Origin of the sequence: Achromobacter kerstersii, from assembly GCF_902859595.1 — a bacterium.
In the GTDB taxonomy this organism is placed as follows: domain Bacteria; phylum Pseudomonadota; class Gammaproteobacteria; order Burkholderiales; family Burkholderiaceae_B; genus Achromobacter; species Achromobacter kerstersii.
Map to the genome: position 1 here is coordinate 1,579,752 of NZ_CADIJQ010000001.1, position 17,526 is coordinate 1,597,277.

At 56.9% G+C, this 17,526-nt stretch carries 18 protein-coding genes; 10 read left to right on the plus strand and 8 right to left on the minus strand.

The genetic code is table 11. The features are described from left to right. The first annotated feature begins 18 nt into the window (after positions 1–18). The 3 genes from HV765_RS06840 (at position 19) to HV765_RS06850 (ending at position 2,786) form a co-directional block, all read left to right on the plus strand. Positions 19–1,194, plus strand: coding sequence for a CMD domain protein (locus HV765_RS06840; RefSeq protein WP_175169194.1), 1,176 nt, complete (start codon positions 19–21; stop codon positions 1,192–1,194). 105 nt (positions 1,195–1,299) lie between these two features. Then, positions 1,300–2,163: a class I SAM-dependent methyltransferase gene (locus HV765_RS06845; protein ID WP_175169195.1), complete on the plus strand. Its 864-nt coding sequence runs from the start codon at positions 1,300–1,302 to the stop codon at positions 2,161–2,163. A gap of 272 nt (positions 2,164–2,435) precedes the next feature. Further along, positions 2,436–2,786, plus strand: a complete 351-nt coding sequence (locus HV765_RS06850) for a hypothetical protein (RefSeq protein WP_254600481.1) — start codon at positions 2,436–2,438, stop codon at positions 2,784–2,786. Between the two features lie 207 nt (positions 2,787–2,993). Here the strand turns inward: HV765_RS06850 and HV765_RS06855 are convergent, their stop codons facing one another. The 7 genes from HV765_RS06855 to HV765_RS06885 all read right to left on the minus strand — a co-directional run bounded on the left by HV765_RS06855 (position 2,994) and on the right by HV765_RS06885 (position 10,617). After that, a complete protein-coding gene (locus HV765_RS06855) occupies positions 2,994–4,034 on the minus strand; it encodes an MAE_28990/MAE_18760 family HEPN-like nuclease (RefSeq protein ID WP_175169196.1) in 1,041 nt (346 codons plus the stop codon). A gap of 5 nt (positions 4,035–4,039) precedes the next feature. Further along, positions 4,040–5,236: a GmrSD restriction endonuclease domain-containing protein gene (locus HV765_RS06860; protein WP_217483342.1), complete on the minus strand. Its 1,197-nt coding sequence runs from the start codon at positions 5,234–5,236 to the stop codon at positions 4,040–4,042. A gap of 462 nt (positions 5,237–5,698) precedes the next feature. Then, positions 5,699–6,406: a hypothetical protein gene (locus tag HV765_RS06865; protein WP_175169197.1), complete on the minus strand. Its 708-nt coding sequence runs from the start codon at positions 6,404–6,406 to the stop codon at positions 5,699–5,701. 74 nt (positions 6,407–6,480) lie between these two features. Beyond that, the gene (locus HV765_RS06870) at positions 6,481–7,206 is read right to left on the minus strand and encodes a hypothetical protein (RefSeq protein WP_254600482.1); all 726 of its coding nucleotides are present in this window, start codon (positions 7,204–7,206) and stop codon (positions 6,481–6,483) included. Further along, complete coding sequence (locus HV765_RS06875; protein ID WP_175169198.1) at positions 7,196–8,887, minus strand: RNA-directed DNA polymerase; 1,692 nt, start codon at positions 8,885–8,887, stop codon at positions 7,196–7,198. The genes HV765_RS06870 and HV765_RS06875 overlap by 11 nt, the downstream gene beginning before the upstream one ends. 303 nt (positions 8,888–9,190) lie before the next feature. Continuing rightward, positions 9,191–9,988, minus strand: a complete 798-nt coding sequence (locus tag HV765_RS06880; protein ID WP_175169199.1) for an IclR family transcriptional regulator — start codon at positions 9,986–9,988, stop codon at positions 9,191–9,193. Further along, the gene (locus HV765_RS06885) at positions 9,985–10,617 is read right to left on the minus strand and encodes a flavin reductase family protein (protein WP_175169200.1); all 633 of its coding nucleotides are present in this window, start codon (positions 10,615–10,617) and stop codon (positions 9,985–9,987) included. Before HV765_RS06885 ends, HV765_RS06880 begins: the two co-directional genes overlap by 4 nt. Before the next feature lie 248 nt (positions 10,618–10,865). Here HV765_RS06885 and HV765_RS06890 point away from each other — a divergent pair, with 248 nt between their 5' ends. From HV765_RS06890 to HV765_RS06915, 6 genes are all read left to right on the plus strand, one after another. Beyond that, complete coding sequence (locus HV765_RS06890) at positions 10,866–11,834, plus strand: Bug family tripartite tricarboxylate transporter substrate binding protein (RefSeq protein WP_175169201.1); 969 nt, start codon at positions 10,866–10,868, stop codon at positions 11,832–11,834. Positions 11,835–11,970: 136 nt separating this feature from the next. After that, a complete protein-coding gene (locus HV765_RS06895) occupies positions 11,971–12,351 on the plus strand; it encodes a RidA family protein (protein ID WP_127184872.1) in 381 nt (126 codons plus the stop codon). A gap of 27 nt (positions 12,352–12,378) precedes the next feature. Beyond that, the gene (locus HV765_RS06900; protein WP_420840110.1) at positions 12,379–13,326 is read left to right on the plus strand and encodes an amidohydrolase family protein; all 948 of its coding nucleotides are present in this window, start codon (positions 12,379–12,381) and stop codon (positions 13,324–13,326) included. Then, positions 13,323–14,204 (plus strand): fumarylacetoacetate hydrolase family protein, encoded by an 882-nt coding sequence (locus HV765_RS06905; RefSeq protein ID WP_175169202.1) that lies wholly within the window; start codon positions 13,323–13,325, stop codon positions 14,202–14,204. Before HV765_RS06900 ends, HV765_RS06905 begins: the two co-directional genes overlap by 4 nt. Before the next feature lie 13 nt (positions 14,205–14,217). Then, a complete protein-coding gene (gene hpaH, locus HV765_RS06910; RefSeq protein ID WP_175169203.1) occupies positions 14,218–15,000 on the plus strand; it encodes a 2-oxo-hept-4-ene-1,7-dioate hydratase in 783 nt (260 codons plus the stop codon). Between the two features lie 10 nt (positions 15,001–15,010). Further along, positions 15,011–15,778 (plus strand): aldolase/citrate lyase family protein, encoded by a 768-nt coding sequence (locus HV765_RS06915; protein ID WP_175169204.1) that lies wholly within the window; start codon positions 15,011–15,013, stop codon positions 15,776–15,778. A gap of 21 nt (positions 15,779–15,799) precedes the next feature. Here the strand turns inward: HV765_RS06915 and HV765_RS06920 are convergent, their stop codons facing one another. Continuing rightward, positions 15,800–16,477, minus strand: a complete 678-nt coding sequence (locus tag HV765_RS06920) for a hypothetical protein (protein ID WP_175169205.1) — start codon at positions 16,475–16,477, stop codon at positions 15,800–15,802. A gap of 156 nt (positions 16,478–16,633) precedes the next feature. Between HV765_RS06920 and HV765_RS06925 the strand changes: the two genes are divergently transcribed. After that, on the plus strand, positions 16,634–17,476 hold the full coding sequence (locus HV765_RS06925; protein ID WP_175169206.1) for a DUF7822 domain-containing protein: 843 nt from the start codon (positions 16,634–16,636) through the stop codon (positions 17,474–17,476). Positions 17,477–17,526 lie beyond the last annotated feature (50 nt).

Genomic DNA, 17,526 nt, shown 5'->3' on the forward strand with positions numbered 1-17,526 from the left:
ACCAAGGAGAACATCCCCATGGCACAACAACCCATCGTCTATGACGCCGTCAATGATCAGGTCGACAAGCTCGTCGGCCTGACGCCCGGCAGTAAAACTTTCGAAGTCCGCCACCAACGCGAAAAAGTCGCCACCGCCACGCAAGGCAGCTACGACGCCCTGTTCGACCCGGCACTGCCCGGCTTGTCGCTGGCCGAACGCCTGCTGGTCGCGCTGTACGCCACCCGCATCAGCCCGTCGCCGCTGCTGGCCTCGCACTACCGCGCACGCTTGGCAGAAACCGATGCAGCCCCCGCCGACATCGCCGTCGCAGAATCCGGCAAGCCGTCAGACGCCTCCACCCCGCGCCTGGCTGCCGTGTTGGAATTCACGCGCAAGCTGATCGAAAACCCCGTCGAAGGCGACGAAGCCGCACTGAAGACCCTGCCCGCAGCCGGCGTCTCCACGCCTGCGGTGGTCACCCTGTCGCAACTGATCGCCTTCCTGTCGTACCAGACCCGTCTGGTCGCCGGCCTGGCCGCGATGAAAGACCTGGAAGGCCAAGACCCCCGCGCCGCCGCCGTCCCGCCCGCGCCCTTCGAACCCAACACCGCCGCCACCGAACCCGGCGCCGTCATCAAGGCCCACGGCTTCACCAACGAAGTGCTGGAGTGGAAGGCATGGCTCGACGTCGTCAACGTCGATACCGCCACCCCGGAACAAGTCGCCGTCCTGGAAGAAAGCCACCCCAAGGCCAAGGTCTCGGACTACTACCTGTTCCTGGTCCACCAACCGGAAATCCTGCGCCAGCGCTCCACCGCCTTCAACGCCATCATGTACGCCCCAGGCGGCCTGTCGCGCGCAGAACGCGAGCTGGGTTCGACGGTGGTGTCCCGCGTAAACGGCTGCGTGTACTGCGCATCCGTCCACGCGCAGCGCTTCGAACAACTGGCCAAGCGCAATGAAGTGATCGCGCAAGTGTTCGAAGACCCCTACACCGCCGGCACCACGGCGCGTGAACTGGCGATTGCCCAGTTCTCGATCCAGATCACCGAAGCCCAGGCCGACGTCAACGCCAACAGCATCCAGGCATTGAAGGATGCGGGCTTAAGCGAAGGCGAAGTGCTGGACCTGCTGCACTCGGACGCCATCTTCGCCTGGGCAAATCGTTTGATGCTGAACCTGGGCGAACCGGTTTTTGCCACCGTAGGCTAAGACCCGCTTTTCCGCCGCCCTGCGGCCACGTCAGCGTTTTCGTTAAACTGACGCTTTCCGCGCCACTACGCGCCCCGCCACTAGCGGGGCGCTTTGCCTTCCCCCATGTCAGAAAAAACCCACGACATCCGCCCCGGCCAGTCCGTCGAACTGCTAAAAGCCCTGCACATCCTGACCCGCGACGGCAAGATGAACCAGGACAGCCGCCGTAAGCTGAAACAGGTCTATCACCTGTTTCAGTTCATCGAGCCGCTGCTGAAAGACGTCCAACAAGAACGCGGCGCGGTCACGCTCGCGGATCACGGGGCTGGTAAGTCGTATCTGGGGTTCATTCTGTATGACTTGTTTTTCAAGGAACAGAAGGATGCCGTCGGGAATGGGTCCCATATTTATGGGATCGAGACTCGCGAAGAACTGGTGAAGTCGTCAGAAGAACTGGCGAAGCGGCTGGGGTTTGGCGGGATGTCGTTCTTGAATCTCTCTGTGGCGGAGTCGATTACGTCGGATAAGTTGCCGGCGACGATTGATGTGGTGACTGCGTTGCACGCTTGCAATACCGCCACCGATGACGCGATTCACTTTGCGTTGGAAAAGAAGGCCAAGTACATCGTGGTTGTGCCTTGCTGCCAGGCTGAAGTGGCTTCGGTGCTAAGGAAGAATAAGGGCAAGGCGCTGGCTGATCCGTTGGCGGAAATTTGGCGGCATCCATTGCATACGCGGGAGTTTGGAAGCCAGATTACGAATGTGCTGCGGTGCTTGCAGCTGGAAGCGCATGGGTATCAGGTTAGCGTGACGGAGCTGGTGGGGTGGGAGCATTCGATGAAGAATGAGCTGATCGTGGCGCAGTATAAGAATCTGCCGACCAGGAAGCCTGCGGAGAGGCTGACTGAGATGTTGGAGCGGATTGGGTTGCAGGAGTTGAAGGAGCGGTTTTTTGTGCCTGTGGCTTCGGCGGCTGTAGCTGAGTAGGTATTTGCTTGGCTGGTTGGCATGAACCAGAGATAGCTTTAGCTGGTGGTGGGCTACTGATCCTTCTCTAATCAGTAGTCCGCGATTGCGCTTTCCTTAGAGAAAGCGTGATCAATTTGGCACGGAACCGCATCGCGTCCGTCGCCTATCGGGGCATACTCGCCCCGTGGTCCAAAGGATCGCCCGGGTTGACAGCCGGAAAGACAGAACAAGTGGCCGCCGCAATGGCGGCCTCCTTTCTTTCATCGCGTCAATTACACCGGAGCGTCGAGATGAGCGACCACCCTTTTACCTATGACCGCTGGGCCACGCCGGATGATCCGGAGTTTGGTGTTGTTCGAGTTGATGATTTGAGGAAGATCGAGCGGGCTTGCTTGGGGATTTGGGCTATTGCGAGGATTGTGGGGAATGGTGCGAATGAGCCGGGGGCGACGGGGGCGGGGCCGTTGGATGGTTGGGTGGTGTCGAATCTGATGGGGGGTGTGGAGAGTCTATGCGATCAGATTGCTGATAGATCGGCGGGCACAATGGATAAGGTGCCGTTGAATTCCGTGTTCGCGAAAGCAGCGGCTCCGACGCATAAGCGCAGCCATGTGCACAAGCGCAGGGACCACGGTACGTGAGCCCGCTTCCGACGCTGAACCGCCGTTCGGGCCGCATCACCGCACAGACCGCTTCCAAGCGGTGCCACGGCCGCTGCCCCCTCGAGCTAGTCGCGTGCTGCAAGGCTAATTGATATTAATGTGAACTTTGCCGCCGCTATAAGTTTGCGATAACAGTGAGATAGGTTGAGGCTTGCAGTTTGGGACTGAATCAGGTGTCGTCTCGAGTCATAGGGTCGTAACATAGAGCTTCGCTGCTTCACTTACCTTTTTGCTTAAACGAGCACCGAACTCCGTTCCAGGCGCCAGTTGGATCTCAGTCGAGTCAGTTTGTCCCACGCGCAAGCTCTCGACGGTCACCAGCTCAATGGTTTTTCTCCCCACGTATAGCTGTTGCCCAATAAAGATCTTCGTGGTGCTCGTTGCGCGAACGCCGACTACATTGTTCGAGAAGCGTTGAGCCACGTCGCCGATTTCCAATGTGGCGCCAGAGGAGACTCCATTTTTTATTAGGGTGCTGCGCAACAAACTAGCCAGTGCTTCCGCAACCAATATTGCGAATAGCACATAATTCTTAAGAGAATCAACATTGGCTATTTCCGAAACTTCACCATGAGCTGCATCGTTTCGATCCCGAACAAACTTATTTAGGTAGGAGTCGGCCGTGTGCTCACCCAATAATTTACTTGAGCAAAAGTCAATCACCTCCGGTGAATTTCTGACGAATGAATAAGCGTCATCAAAGCCAATCTTCTTGAAAACTCGATTCAGTGTGTCCGGCCGATAATTATCTGAATCCGTCAAGAAGGCATCCGCAAGCAGAGTGTAGGACGTGCCACGCAAGCCATCCACCAAGCCGCCAGCAATTGAAGTCTCAGCAATTTTTCCGTAAATTGGTTTCGTCGCACTCCATTTCATGAGTACGTGCCCGACTCCAACTCTATGGCTATTTCTTACATCCTCATCGAGCTTTGCGTAGTTCGGAAAAACTTTGGGCAAAAAGCCCGCATACTCCTCCACAAGTTCAATGATGCATTGTTCAAATACTGCATAAATGCGGGTTATCGCCGCGCAATGATCGAAAAGTCTCCACGTTATATTGTCCGGCGCCTCCGTTCTCAATATATTCAACGCAGCTTCATCGATCACAATGGGTTGTACGCCGACAGCGGCTGCAAATATAGATTGCCGCAGGCGATCGTGCCACTTAACAACAGCAGACAAGTCGTCTAACGTATTGTGTAGACGCGAAAGAACCGACTCGAACATTGCAGTCAATTTCCTTCTAGGATTGAGGTAAGCAGTCTGCGGAAGGCCGCAATGCGGGCCTCGACCGCTTCGCGAGTGTTGCCCTGTCCCGTGAACGTACCAGTTGGCTCTTCCTCAATAAGCCCCTTCGCGCCCGCAATAATGCGATCGCGCGCATTGATCAGCATCGCCTTTTCGTCAATGCGTTCGCTTAACGCGACCATTAATGCGTCCGCATAGGCTATCTGTGGTTTTGGAGTCCAGTTCCCGGCTTTGACACTCCATGGTCTGAACAAGTTATCGCCGAAAATGACGCGCGCTAGTTCAATTGTATTGGTAAACAGGTCACGCAAAAACTGAATATCATCTGATGAAAAATGTCGACTCCGGACCATGTATTGGTCAAGAAAGCGCTGCATGCCCCCACGATAATGCTCTGCATGCCGCAGTGCAAGGCAGCGCAGTACGAACTCGACATCGCGCATTTTGCTGAAATGAGGGTTCGTAAGTAGTTTTATAGGGGGGTTTTCATCTTCCTCTGTCTCATATCTAGGAAGACCCCAAGCATCGCGCATCGCAGGATGGCGGGACAACTCGATCAGCAAGCCATCGAATTCGTTATGATAAATGCAATGCCTTACTTCTTGATTCTCAAGCTCAACACCACCGGTGTTGAGGCGTTCAAATACCTGTTGGCGAAGCAGTAGCTCCTCGTCGCGAGTGTTAGCTGATTCTTTCAGTAGGACAATGTATGAAATGGACCGCCGATCAAGCCCGCGTCGGATTTCAGATGGCAGGCGATCATAGATTAATCCATTCAGCTCTGGCCATTGCTCCAAGCCTTTTAATTTGAACCTATTTTCATAGAAATCCGCGATGGATGAAATCCTTTGCTGGCCATCCATAACTTCAAATCGAGCCAAATCTGATTCGTAAAGAAAACACGGCGGCACTGGAACGTTCATTATAAAAGACTCGATCAGCTTCGACTTTCGTTTGTCGTCCCATCGTTGCCGACGTTGATAAAACGGTTGCAGCTTGAGCCATCCTTCTCTTTGCATTGCCTGAACAAAATTCGGCAGTTGCTCACGATTGGTTTCTGTGACAATTCGAAGCTCGCGCTTGGCATACTTTTGATTGATTTCTTCTGCGGATGACTCTTGCCGGGACTCCGTCGGCACTTCGCGCCACATCTTGCGCTCTGTAGGTGATAACTGTTGCATGATTATGTAGTATCCAAGAAGAAAAGGCAGCCGAGACGGTAGCATATCGATGCCCAACTGACGAGTGGCTGGCACGCTTTCATAAATCTGTGTGTGCCATTCGCCAACAAGCGAAATCCGACGCCCCCGCAGTTTGTTTGACGATAGCTGCGTTATGTACTTTGAGCTGCTGATTGATCGACTGTAACGTCACTGACAAGCTGCGCTTCCATATTCGCTGTACTGCATCACCGTTCGGGGAAATCCGCCGTTTCAAACGTTGCGGGACCGTTTCTCGCCATCTCTTCTGACTGCTCCCAGCGAGCAAGCGACCGCTCGCCGACCGGATGCATCAAACCGCAAATATATAGGTGTCAGACGGCGCATTCTTAGTCACCTCATGCAAGATTGCCGTCTGCCACGTCATGTTTTACCTTTCATTTTAGGAAAACTTATGAAGAAGCGACTATCGCGATTGCCTCTCTAACAGCGACCTACGGGAGCGGCCCCTTTTTTACAAACTAACAGAGTCTGGGTGTGTGCGCTCTGATCTCTGACCAGTTTCTCCGCTCGACAAACGCGGGTTAGCGACACCAGTGCCATCCAGGTAAGCGGGCCGCACAGTACGAACAGCACTCCCAAATCCCAAACGGTCTCCAGGACTCCTCTTCCGAGCCAACTAGATAGCACGAATGGCGAAATTGCGAGAAAAAATAAGCACCCATAGCAAATGGTGAAATAGATTTTTCTCCACAGGCGCGACCAAGATTTTTCGTACTCTGGACGAAAGCCCAGCCGCCCAAAGCCGTCTACTTTTGAAAATTGCAGATAAGGTCGTCCAAGCACAAAATCTCTCAAAGCCCGATCCGGCCGCTCCAAAGAGAGTACGTACTCAATCTCAGCTGCGGAAACGTGAGCATCGCCTGCCACGGCCTGACAACCCTTTTCCTTGAGAAAAGGATGCATTCCGGCCTCATCTTTAAGGTCGCGAAAAAAATCCCTTGCAAACTTATATTCGTCTCTTCGGCGGCCATGAGACCCTACGATCAGCTCATAGATAACCTTTGTCGCGCCAATCAGTCCCGCCAGAACGGCGCCAGCCTTTAGCGCAACATCCCACTCAATAGCCATAAATCGAAGCTCCGTGATTTTGGAATAGCAGGCAGACACGTCATAGCGAAATTTACGCACTTCCCACTGCGAAATTGCAGTTTGCCATCCAATTCAAAAGTGTAGATCCAGGTGTTGCGAGCTTGGGTCCTCATTTACGATCTGAGACGCGAACCAATTAACGATTGGAACAATTGCAATGCGTCAATTTTCGTACGCCCCCCGCCTACCATGGACAGAAGATCGTCAAATTTCATAGTCAATTTTTCGCCATTTCTGGGATTAAGCAAAATAAAATCACGCCATTCCTCACCGCGTCCTTCGACAGAGGCCGCGTAACTCAACAACCAATATATCGCAACTTGACGATAGTCGGCGGAGGAAAAGCGCTTAATCGTGCACTTCACTTCAATTAAAGTGTGCCCCACCGAAAAATCACCTACTCCGCTTGAAACCCACTCCAGCCCCGGAACGACTGGACGGGAAATAATTTTCTCGCCTCGCATATGACTAATTTCATTAAGACCTTTGGCTAAATTACTGCCCACTATTACTGCAATTTCCGCATCATGAGCCTCAAGTACATCCGGAAGTTTGGCATCAAAGTAGACACGTTGACGCTTTATGGTCTCCTTGAAGCATTTATCCCAATCTAGATTCTTCTCGCCTTGTAGTAAATGCTCTCCTACGGTGTAAGCGAGTTCAAATAGCATTGCTTTCTGAAGTTTCGAACGCGACAGCAAATTGGCGGGCACGGGCGAAATTTCCATTGAATCTATCTGTGTATTCAAATGTGCAACCGTACCTGCCGTTAATTGTGGAAAGGTCTCGTCCACGATCCCCGGAATGTCTCTAGCTACGGTCCTCGGGTCAAGTTGCATCTGATAGCTCCTTCGCCCACTCCGTAAAAACCGCAGGGAAACGAGGTTCGGTTCCTCGTGGATGTTTGCTTATTTTTGCTCTATCAGCGACCTCATCAAACGGTAGCTCGACGCCAAGTTCCCAATTTGCTGCAGCAGCTCTTTTAAATTGTTGCCTTGCCTTGTCGCCCTCGTCGCCGAAACAATGAGAGAACAACCAAAATAATCTTTGGCACTCGACTGTCATTTGCGCCCATCGATTTCTCAGGTAGTTAAAAACTCTTCTATCCTTCCACCCTCGCCAGCAATCTATACAAGCTCTTCGCACGGTATCCAACTGCGTCTCGTCGAAAGTTAACCGTACAAATTGACTACGCTTTATTGAACTGGTAAACCTTAGACACCGAAGATAGTGGAGAAGATTGGCATCTACTTTTAGCAGATGCGCCGAATGCGCGGGAACCTCATCCAACAACATATCCAACGTCTTATAAATCTGGCTGAAATCTGGATTGGATCTTAAATTGGCAAAACCGCGCATTATCGTTGAAAATGATGAGCGGAAAGCATGGAGATTTTCCTTACTGAGCAATGTTATCGCAATTTCCAGTGCAGCACTGGGCTCATGCAATGGCATCGTTCGGCTTATCTGAGCAACCAGAAAATTATCAGGTAACGACTTTTCTAATTCCCTGGCCAATAGACGACGGACCTCCAGCGTTTCTACCGTTGCTTTCAGAGATTCGTAATCATCACGAGGAGAATCAGAATATGGGTCAAATTTTAGGTCAATGTCACGCAGCTTGGTAGCCTCGCCGTCACCCGCTCCCAACTGCGCCTTCACGTAATCTTGATAGTGTTTCGATGTTAGAAAAACGGTCTTGGATTTGTTTAGCGTAAGCCCGTAGTCCATCAGCGAGTGCGCTAAAATTCCAAGGATGCGATATGCCTCTTCCGTATTAGCAGCCACCAGAATATAGTCATCAACGTAGCGATGCCAACTCACTCGCTTATCTGAAAGCGCCATATCGATTTGGTGCAAAAAAAGCTCTGCCAGAATTCGGGCTCCTTGGCCTCCCACTGGCAGCCCAAACGAACGACCAGCAAACAATCGATTCAAAATTGCGTTTACTTGGCTGGCTATTTGCGGTCGACCACTATCAAGATCGGAAATGCAGTTCTCTATATAGTGATGGGATACGTGCTCGTAGAAGCTAGAAATGTCGGTTTGTATTACAACTGCATCCGGTCCTGCCGCAACTGCAGCGGCGACGGTAGCCTCTTTGAAGGCTCGCCAAGAACGAGACTCGTCGAAGATTCGCTCGCCTCCATCTGGTAAAAAACGATACGAATATGCCGTCGATTCACGCAATGGTTCCAACGCTTCGGCTATCGAGATGGCGATCCCGTTTAGATACACGTTCCAGAATGGGTGCATTTTTGTGACCACTCTAAACCCCGCAGGGCCAGAGGGTGCGATGAGACGCTCGTTCCAGATCGTCAACTCCGCTATGCGTTCATGATTTTTCTTTATAGGCCCTGCACTCAGTTCGCAAAAAAAACCACTAGCAATTGCAGCAAATGAGTCCGCCTTATCCCCACAGAATCGCACATCCAGGTCGAACGGAAGAGTGTCATTGTCACCATGCTTGGCAATTTCAAGGGCGGCGCGTTTAAAGTGTTGCAGTGAAGGGTTAAGCAACTAGGTTTCTCCAATTGGATCGTGGCGAGATCTCTGATGCGCCAAGAGAGTGAGCATTGAATTCAGCTTGTAACGAAGCTTTTACACCAAGGGTTGAGGTTAAGTCACGCACTCCGCCGCAGCCCTGAGTTAAGCGAGGTGCTGAAAGTAGCTACAGCACACTGCACGCGAATGGCATTTTTGCAACTCCACTATCGAAGCAGCTATAGAAGGAGCACCGCGGCATTTCTGCATGCCATGACGCGCCGGTGTCGGAGGGGGCTCTTCGAACTCACGGGCTCGTACAAGTAACAGGACAGCCCTTTACTGTCCGGCCCGCCCCTCCACCCTTCCCCACCTCCCCGCAATCCCCCCCGCCGCCGCCTTCATCCTCTCCACCACCATCCCCACCCTCTCCACCCCCAACCTCTCCGCCATCGCCGTCACCGTAATCGCCCCCAAGGCCACCCCACCCTCCGTCAACACCGGCACCGCCACCGCACTAGTCCCCGGCATCAGCCCGGCCGGCGCATGCGCAATCCCCTCCCTTCGCGCCACCTCAACCCGCGCAATCACATCCTCCACCCGCTCCCCCATCACCTCCAGCCTGGCCGCATTCCCCCGCACCAACTCCACACTTTCCTCCCTTCCCAAACTCGCCAACAACGCCACCCCCGACACGCCGACTCCCAACGGCCGTCTAACCCCCACTTCAATCGACAGCACCTGTATCGGATGCCTGCCCGTCCGCCGCCCAATACATATCGAATCGTGCCCATGTCGAATACTCAAAAACACCGTATCCCCCACCTGATCGGCCAGCTCGCTCATATACGGGTCCGCCAGCGTTAGCAGCGGAAAGCGCCTTGTCCTTGCAAGCCCCAGCAAACTGATCTCTTGCCCGATCAAATACCGTCTCGTTTCTGAATCCTGTTCAACCGCGCCCTCTTGCACCAGCGTCTTCAGCAAGCGATGCACGGTGGGCCGATTCAAGCCGGACATGCGTTCCAGATCCACCAGCCGCACGCCGCGCTCTTGTCCGCAGGCAATCAGCCGCAGCAGCGCCAAGGCCCTGCGTACCGTCTGCGCGCCGGATGCGCTTTTATCTTCTGATTCGCTCACGTGGCCTCCGGTTTGATAATGGATTTGGGCGTTTGCTGAATACCGCGCTTGGTGACGATGGGGCCTAGCGACGCATAGTTCGGCCCGCCAATGCGGCAGATGGGGCGTAGTAATGCCGTATCGATCTTGCCGTCTTGCAGCAGGCCATCGCGTATATGGAACATCACCACTTCGCCCACGAAGAACTCCGCGCCGGTGTCGCCAAACGGGGTAACGCTGTGAAAGCGGCATTCCAGGGTGATGGGTGCGGCGGCAAGTCGGGGAGTGTCGATAACGGCGCCGGGAAGCACGCTTAAACCCAGCACGTCGACTTCGCTGATTTCGGGCGGGTGTTCTTGGGCGCTGTCGTGCAGGGGATCAAGCAAGGTTTCGTCGCCGACGTTGACGACGAAGTGGCGGTTGGCCAGGATGTTCTCGGCGGTGTCTTTGCGTTTGCCGGCTTTGCGGCCGATGTTGACGCCGATCATGGGGGGTTTGTTTGAGACGAAGGTGTAGCAGCTGAACGGCGCCAGGTTGACGCCGCCGTGGGCGTTGACGCTGCTGATCCAGGCGATGGGCCGTGGCACGACGATGCCGCTCATCAGGCGGTAGGTTTGTTCGGGGTTCAGGTCGCTGGCGGGAAAGTGCATGGTGGGTCTGGCTCCGTAGTCCGGATATTGAACATTCAACAATGAATAAAACCGCGTGCGCAATAGGCGCCCAGGGTAATTCTGCGGCGAAATCCGGTCATGCCAGAAGCCGCCCGCAAAGCAACCTGCCAAAAGAGTCCAACATCCGGAACTTTGCTTGAAATTCGGATTGTTCAGCGGCGCGGGAATTTCTAGAGTGTCGTCAAACACAACAAACAAAACGTGATGACACGACCAGGAGACAAACCATGCATCGCAATGCGCTTCGCGCCTGCGCCACGGTGGCGCTGACCGTTCTGACTTCCATGGCGCACGCCGCGTGGCCCGAGAAGCCCGTGAAGATCGTGGTGCCCTATCCGCCGGGCGGCAATGTGGATGTGGCGGCGCGGCTGATTGCGCCGGGTTTGCAGGCGGCGTTTGGGCAGCCGTTTATTGTCGAGAACAAGCCGGGTGCGGGCGGCATGATTGCCGGTGAGCAGGTGGCGCGGTCCGAGCCCGATGGCTACACCTTGTTCATGGCGGCGAACGGGCCGCTGCTGTTCTCGCCGCTGATTTTCAAGCGGGATGCGTACAAGTGGGATCGGGACTTTGCGCCGATCAGTTCGGTGTCGTACACGCCGCTGGTGTTGCAGGTGAAGCCGAGCTTGCCGGCGCAGACGCTGGCTGAATTGCTGGCGTTGGCGAAGAAGGAGCCGGGCAAGCTGAACATGGCGTCTCCGGGTGCGGGGACCACGAATCATCTGGTCAGCGAGCTGTTGCAGTCGTTGACGGGCGCGCGTTGGACGACGGCGCAATACAAGGGCAACGCGCCGGCCACAACCGATCTGTTGGGCGGCCAGGTGGATTTCAACTTTGATCAGATTTCGGTGGCGCTGCCGTATGTGAAGGAAGGCCGGTTGCGCGCGTTGGCGGTGACGACGGCCAAGCGCGTGCCGTCGATGCCGGACGTGCCGACGTTTGCGGAAGCGGGCGTGCAGGGCATGGAGGCGGCCACGTTTACGGGCCTGCTTGCGCCCAAGGGCACGCCGCCGGATGTGCAGAAACGCTTGAGCGAGGCGCTGACCAAGATCCTGGCGCAGCCGACGATCATTCAGCGTTTTGATGAGCTGGGCGCCGAGGCGCGCGGCAGCTCGCCCGAGGAATTCACGCGCTATCTGGCTGCGGAAGACGCACGCTGGACGCCGATCATCAAGCGGGCGGGCATCACGGCGAACTAAGGCCAGACCACCGCCGCCGGACCACAGCCTGGTCTGACCCGCCAGCAGCCACGCTCTGAATACCTAACGCATCGCGGCCTTGCCTGGTGATGGCCGCGATGCCGCCCCACCCTCTTCTTTGCAAACGGAACCCGCCATGAGCAGACGCAGCATTTACGCCGAAGGCTTCAGCCACAAGAACCCCATTCCGGCCGCGTGCCGGATTGGACCCATGCTGTATTCGGGCAGCATCCAGGGCACCGACCCCGCCACGGGCGCGTACGGCGCGTCGCTGGAACGCCAGTGCGAACTGATGTTCGACCACGTGCGTCGCATTGTGGAAGCGGGCGGCGGCACGCTGGATCACATCGCCAAGATGACGGTGTGGATGCGCGACCGCAGCCAGCGCGCGGCGTTGAATGCGGTGTGGCTGCAAGCGTTTCCGGATGCGGAGAACCGTCCGGCGCGCCACACGATGCAGGCCGATCTGGATGGCGACAAGCTGATCGAATGCGATTTTGTGGCCGTGATCGGTTAAGGGAGACAGACGATGACTCAAAGCCAAATGACTCGGAGCCAAAGCTCGCAGAATCAACCCGCGCAGAATCCAGCGTCGCAGAACCAAGCGCCGCAATACCCACCCTCGCAGTACCAACCCTTCAATCCCCGCCCCACTGCGCCCGCTACCCGACTGCCGGCTAAGGCCTGCGATAGCCAGTTTCACGTGTTCGGCTCCGCAGACCGCTACCCCGTGCGCCCCGGCGCGGCGTATGAGATGCCCAGCGCCACCATCGAGACCGCGCTGGGCCTGCATCGCCTGCTGGGCATCGAGCGTGGCGTGATCGTGCAGGCCACCACCTATGGCGCGGATCATCAAGTAGTGCTGGACGGTCTGGCCGCCGCCGGCCCGTCGTATCGCGGTTGCGCGAACGCGGTGGTGCTGGCCGAGCGCGACGACGCCTACATTCAGAAGCTGCACGATGCGGGCGTGCGCGGGGCGCGGTTCACGCGTCAGGGCTTGGGCATCAGCATGGCGCCGGCTGTGTTTGACCGCGCCATTGCGCGCATTCGTGAACTGGGCTGGTACGCCAAGTTTCAGCCAGAGCCCGACGGCATGATGGCGCAGGCGGCGCAGTTTGAACGGCTGGATATTCCGGTGCTGCTGGATCACATGGGGCGTGCCGATCCCACTGCGGGCGCGGCAGATCCGACTCGCCAACTGGTGGAGTCGTTGCTAAGTCGCGGCAACTTCTGGGTGATGTTGTCGCTGACGGAAAAGATCTCTCGCACCGGCCCGCCTTGGGACGACGTGACGCCGCTTGCGCAAGCGCTGATCGCCGCCAACCCCGACCGCGTGGTGTGGGGCAGCGACTGGCCACACCCCGTCTCCACCAAACCCACGCCCGACGAGGGCCAGTTGGTGGACCAATTGGCGCGCTATGCGGGCGACGCCGCAACGCTTAAGAAAATCCTGGTGGACAACCCCGCTCGCTTGTTTGGATTCGACGAATGAAACTTCTTAGCTATACGCATCAAGGCCGCACGCACTTTGGCGCACTGCGCGGCCAGGACCAAATCGTGGCGCTGGATGGCCAGAGCCTTGGCCACGGCCAGGGCTTTGCCAGCCTGCGCGACGCGCTGGAAGCCCACGCCTTGCCCGCGCTGGCCAAATTGGCCGACACGCTTGCCCCCACGCACAAGCTGAACGAGGTGCGGCTGTTGCCGCCCATACCCTCGCCTGAAAAAATCATCTGCGTCGGCGTGAACTACGGCAAGCGCAACGAGGAATACCAGGACGGCAGCGCGCCGCCCGCCTACCCCAGCGTGTTCCCGCGCTTTCCCGGTTCGTTCGTGGGACATGGCGAACCCTTGCTGCGCCCGCCGGAATCCGAGCAGCTGGATTACGAAGGCGAGATCGCCATCATCATCGGCAAGGCCGGCCGCCGCATTGCGGCCGAAGACGCCTGGAGCCATATCGCGGGCCTGACCTGCCTGAACGAAGGCACGGTGCGCGACTGGATCAAGCACGGCAAGTTCAACGTGACACAGGGCAAGAACTTTGACGCCAGCGGTTCGATGGGGCCGTGGATGGTGACGGCGGACGAATTCGATCCCGCCGCGCCACTAACGGTGACCACGCGCGTGAACGGCGAACTGCGGCAGCAAGACGCCACCGACAACCTGATGTTCCCGTTCGCGGAACTGATCCGCTACATCTCCATCTGGACCACGCTGAAGCCCGGCGACGTGATTTCGACCGGCACGCCGATTGGCGCAGGTGTGCGCTTCACGCCGCCGCGCTTCTTGAAGCCGGGCGACGTGGTCGAGGTGGAAGTGGCCGGCATCGGCGTGTTGTCCAACCCCGTGGCCGACGAAGTCGCCGCGCACTGATCAGGAGCCTTCCATGCTTAACGATGAAGACCGCGCCCGCGCGGCCAGCCTGCTGCTTGAAGCCGAGCGCAGCGGCGTGCCCACCACGCAGTTGGACCAGGCGTTTCCCGGCATTGAGATTGCCGATGCGTATGCCATCCAGCAACGCAATATCGACCAGAAGATTGCCGACGGCGCGAAGCTGCGCGGCCACAAGATCGGCCTGACATCCAAGGCCATGCAAAGCACCGTCGGTATCGACGAACCCGACTACGGCCATTTGCTGGACACGATGTTCTATCAAGACGGGCAGACCATCCCCACCGACAAGCTGATCGTGCCGCGCGTGGAAGTCGAGCTGGCCTTTGTGCTGGGCAAGCCCTTGCGCGGCCCGGATGTGAGCCTGTTCGACGTGCTGGATGCCACGGATTACGTGGTGCCAGCGCTGGAGCTGATTGACGGCCGCAGCAAGTACCCGCGCCGCATCGTCGACAACATTGCCGATAACGCTGCGTGCGCGGGCATCGTGCTGGGCGGTCGTCCGGTTCGGCCGATGGATATTGATCTGCGCTGGGTTGCCGCCCTGCTTCTGAAGAATGGCGTGATTGAAGAGTCTGGCGTGTCGGCCGCGGTGCTAGGGCATCCCGCGCTGGGCATCTCCTGGCTGGCGAACAAGCTTGCCCAGCACGACGCCGGGCTGGAAGCCGGGCACATCGTGCTGGCGGGATCTTTCACGCGCACTGTTGCGGTGAAGCGCGGCGATACCCTGCATGCCGATTACGGCAAGCTGGGCAGCATCTCGGTGCATTTTTCATAAGGCGGCGCGCATGGAACTCCCCATCAATACGTTTAAACGCGCGCTGCGTGAACAGCGCCATCAGACTGGGCTGTGGGTCACGCTTGGGGCTGCGAACAGCACCGAACTGGTGGCGGCCAGCGGCTTTGATTGGCTGCTGCTGGATACCGAGCACACGCCCGTGGTGCTGCCAACCGTGATGGCGCAGTTGCAGGCGGCAAGCGCGTATAAGAGCCATCCGGTGGTGCGGCCATCGTGGAATGACAAGGTACAGATCAAGCAGTATTTGGATATTGGCGCGCAGACGTTGCTGCTACCTTATGTGCAGAACGCGGATGAAGCGCAAAGCGCACTGGCAGGCATGCGTTATGCGCCGCGTGGGATAAGGGGCGTCAGCGGAACGATGCGCGCGACGCGGTATGGACGCGTGCCGGATTACATGCGGCGCTGCGAAGAGGAACTGTGTTTGCTGGTGCAGGCCGAGACTGGCGAAGCGCTGGAGAATCTGGACGCCATGATTGCGGTGGATGGCGTCGATGGTGTGTTCATTGGTCCCGCGGATCTTGCCGCCAGCCTGGGTTATCCGGGCGAGCCGCAGCATCCGAAGGTGGTTGCCGAGGTCGAACGCGCCATCCAGCGCATACGCGCGGCGGGCAAGGCGCCGGGGGTGTTGACGACGGATGAGACGCTGGCGCGCCGGTATATCGAGGCGGGGAGTTTGTTTACGGCAGTGGGCGTGGATGCGGCGATTCTGGTGCGATATTGCGATCAGTTGGCGGCGCGGTTCGCGGGGGTTTGACGCTGCATTGACAGTCCAAACTCACACAGATCCCGATAACTCCTCCAGCACCTTCGGGTCGTAATCCCAACGATGAAGAGAATTCTCCTTGCATTGGATAATGGCTTTCGTCTGTTTGCCGTCTTTGATCTCTCTGAGTCCTAGCGAACCACAGCAAATCGGACATTCGCCGCCAATTTGGGTAAGAAACACATGACCAGACTTATTCGCTTCCACAGTCAACACTGACGCAACGCGATGGACTCGTTTGTCTCTCAACCCCGTGCCCACGTTGATCGAAAAAAGGCTGGGTAAAAGCAGAACGAGCCACCAAGCCGAAGGGGCGAACACGAAACCAACTACCGAGAAAACCGTTATCGCGACACCATACTCGCGAAACTCTGAAATCCTGGCTGGCCTTCCGCGGAATGTGGCGGCGTAAACGTGTGTCCTCTCGATCCCACCCGCATACAGCCCGCCCTTGGCTCCAAGCGGCTGATCCAGCGGTGCCACGCCGCCTTTGGCAATACCAAATCCACTTTCACCGGCGTTGAATAGGCTGGGGGTCGACGCACCCCGCAACACGCGCTGGCATTCAAGACACAGCCGCTGATTGCCATTGTGCTCAGCCCCACATTGTTGGCAATGCAATTCTTCGTCCTTGGAGTGGGTATCGAAATAAGGGAAGTGATCTGGCAGCAGACAACGGCTTAACCACAAAGGGCATAGCTATCCGCTGAATGGGGTTGAATACTACACGACTGTTCGCAGGCTCAGAACCGATAAGACAGGTGCCGTGATTTTGGATCTTCCGTGTTTATGAGTCCTTGCTATCCCTGTATTCTCATTGCTCCTCATTGTGCAGCAACTACCCCCATGGCCAACCGTTCGTATCTCTACAGCTTAAGCAACCGCCCCAGCTCCTACGCAGACCGTCCGGACACCGTCTCCGGACTTTCTGAATGGCCGTACGACGTGCCGTTCATGTACCGGCTGTTGATGTCAGGTGATCCGCAGCTGTGCGCGTCGTTAATCGCCGACGGTTTTGACAGCGACGAACCCGAGAGCAAGACAGCGCTATACGCGATCAGCAGTCACTTCGATACGGGTTTTGCGCGCGTCAAACGATTCACGGAAATCATCCGGGCGGCGACGGCGGATTTGCCTTCCGCCGTTGAACCTGCTGCTGCCGCTGCGCCGCAATCTGCTTCCCTCATCAATCGGCTGAAGCACCTATTCGCGCCTCGGCAAGATGCATCTTCAAGCGCCGTGTCTTCAGGCGCCGACGCGCAAGCCCCATCGCTATCCGCTCGCGCATCCGCCGACGAACTGCTCGCCAATCTGGACGAAACCATCGAGTTTCTTGAAGCGCATCGCGATACGTATCTGTTGCTGGAAACGATTGAGCTAGACACGATGTCCGAATCCGAAGAGGCCGAATTGAAGGCGTGCGTAGAACAAGAAATTGCGCGATGCGTGCAGGCGGGCGCTGCGGTTGATGCGTTATCGGCTGACTTGGAACAGGCAGGCAAAGCGCTTCGATTGGCGACGCAGCGATCCAGCGCTGCGCCCATGGACGCGTTTTTCGGGCTGCGGCTGGACAACGATTGCGACAGCACGCGAACCGGGGACACGGAGTATCCATTGGGCCTGGTGTGGTACGACACGCTGTACTTTGACGTGATGAATAGAAGCGAGTTTGACGCGCAGCAGAACTAGGCGCAGCTGAAATAGCGCCACATTTGTTACTCCCGGTTCCCGGCCCCCGG

What these genes read in the sequence shown, in the direction of transcription:
- HV765_RS06840 (WP_175169194.1), top strand. Translation starts at nt 19, where the DNA reads ATGGCACAACAACCCATCGTCTATGACGCCGTCAATGATCAGGTCGAC.
- HV765_RS06845 (WP_175169195.1), top strand. Translation starts at nt 1,300, where the DNA reads ATGTCAGAAAAAACCCACGACATCCGCCCCGGCCAGTCCGTCGAACTG.
- HV765_RS06850 (WP_254600481.1), top strand. Translation starts at nt 2,436, where the DNA reads ATGAGCGACCACCCTTTTACCTATGACCGCTGGGCCACGCCGGATGAT.
- HV765_RS06855 (WP_175169196.1), bottom strand. Translation starts at nt 4,034, where the DNA reads ATGTTCGAGTCGGTTCTTTCGCGTCTACACAATACGTTAGACGACTTG.
- HV765_RS06860 (WP_217483342.1), bottom strand. Translation starts at nt 5,236, where the DNA reads ATGCAACAGTTATCACCTACAGAGCGCAAGATGTGGCGCGAAGTGCCG.
- HV765_RS06870 (WP_254600482.1), bottom strand. Translation starts at nt 7,206, where the DNA reads ATGCAACTTGACCCGAGGACCGTAGCTAGAGACATTCCGGGGATCGTG.
- HV765_RS06885 (WP_175169200.1), bottom strand. Translation starts at nt 10,617, where the DNA reads ATGCACTTTCCCGCCAGCGACCTGAACCCCGAACAAACCTACCGCCTG.
- HV765_RS06890 (WP_175169201.1), top strand. Translation starts at nt 10,866, where the DNA reads ATGCATCGCAATGCGCTTCGCGCCTGCGCCACGGTGGCGCTGACCGTT.
- HV765_RS06895 (WP_127184872.1), top strand. Translation starts at nt 11,971, where the DNA reads ATGAGCAGACGCAGCATTTACGCCGAAGGCTTCAGCCACAAGAACCCC.
- HV765_RS06900 (WP_420840110.1), top strand. Translation starts at nt 12,379, where the DNA reads ATGACTCGGAGCCAAAGCTCGCAGAATCAACCCGCGCAGAATCCAGCG.
- HV765_RS06905 (WP_175169202.1), top strand. Translation starts at nt 13,323, where the DNA reads ATGAAACTTCTTAGCTATACGCATCAAGGCCGCACGCACTTTGGCGCA.
- hpaH (WP_175169203.1), top strand. Translation starts at nt 14,218, where the DNA reads ATGCTTAACGATGAAGACCGCGCCCGCGCGGCCAGCCTGCTGCTTGAA.
- HV765_RS06915 (WP_175169204.1), top strand. Translation starts at nt 15,011, where the DNA reads ATGGAACTCCCCATCAATACGTTTAAACGCGCGCTGCGTGAACAGCGC.
- HV765_RS06925 (WP_175169206.1), top strand. Translation starts at nt 16,634, where the DNA reads ATGGCCAACCGTTCGTATCTCTACAGCTTAAGCAACCGCCCCAGCTCC.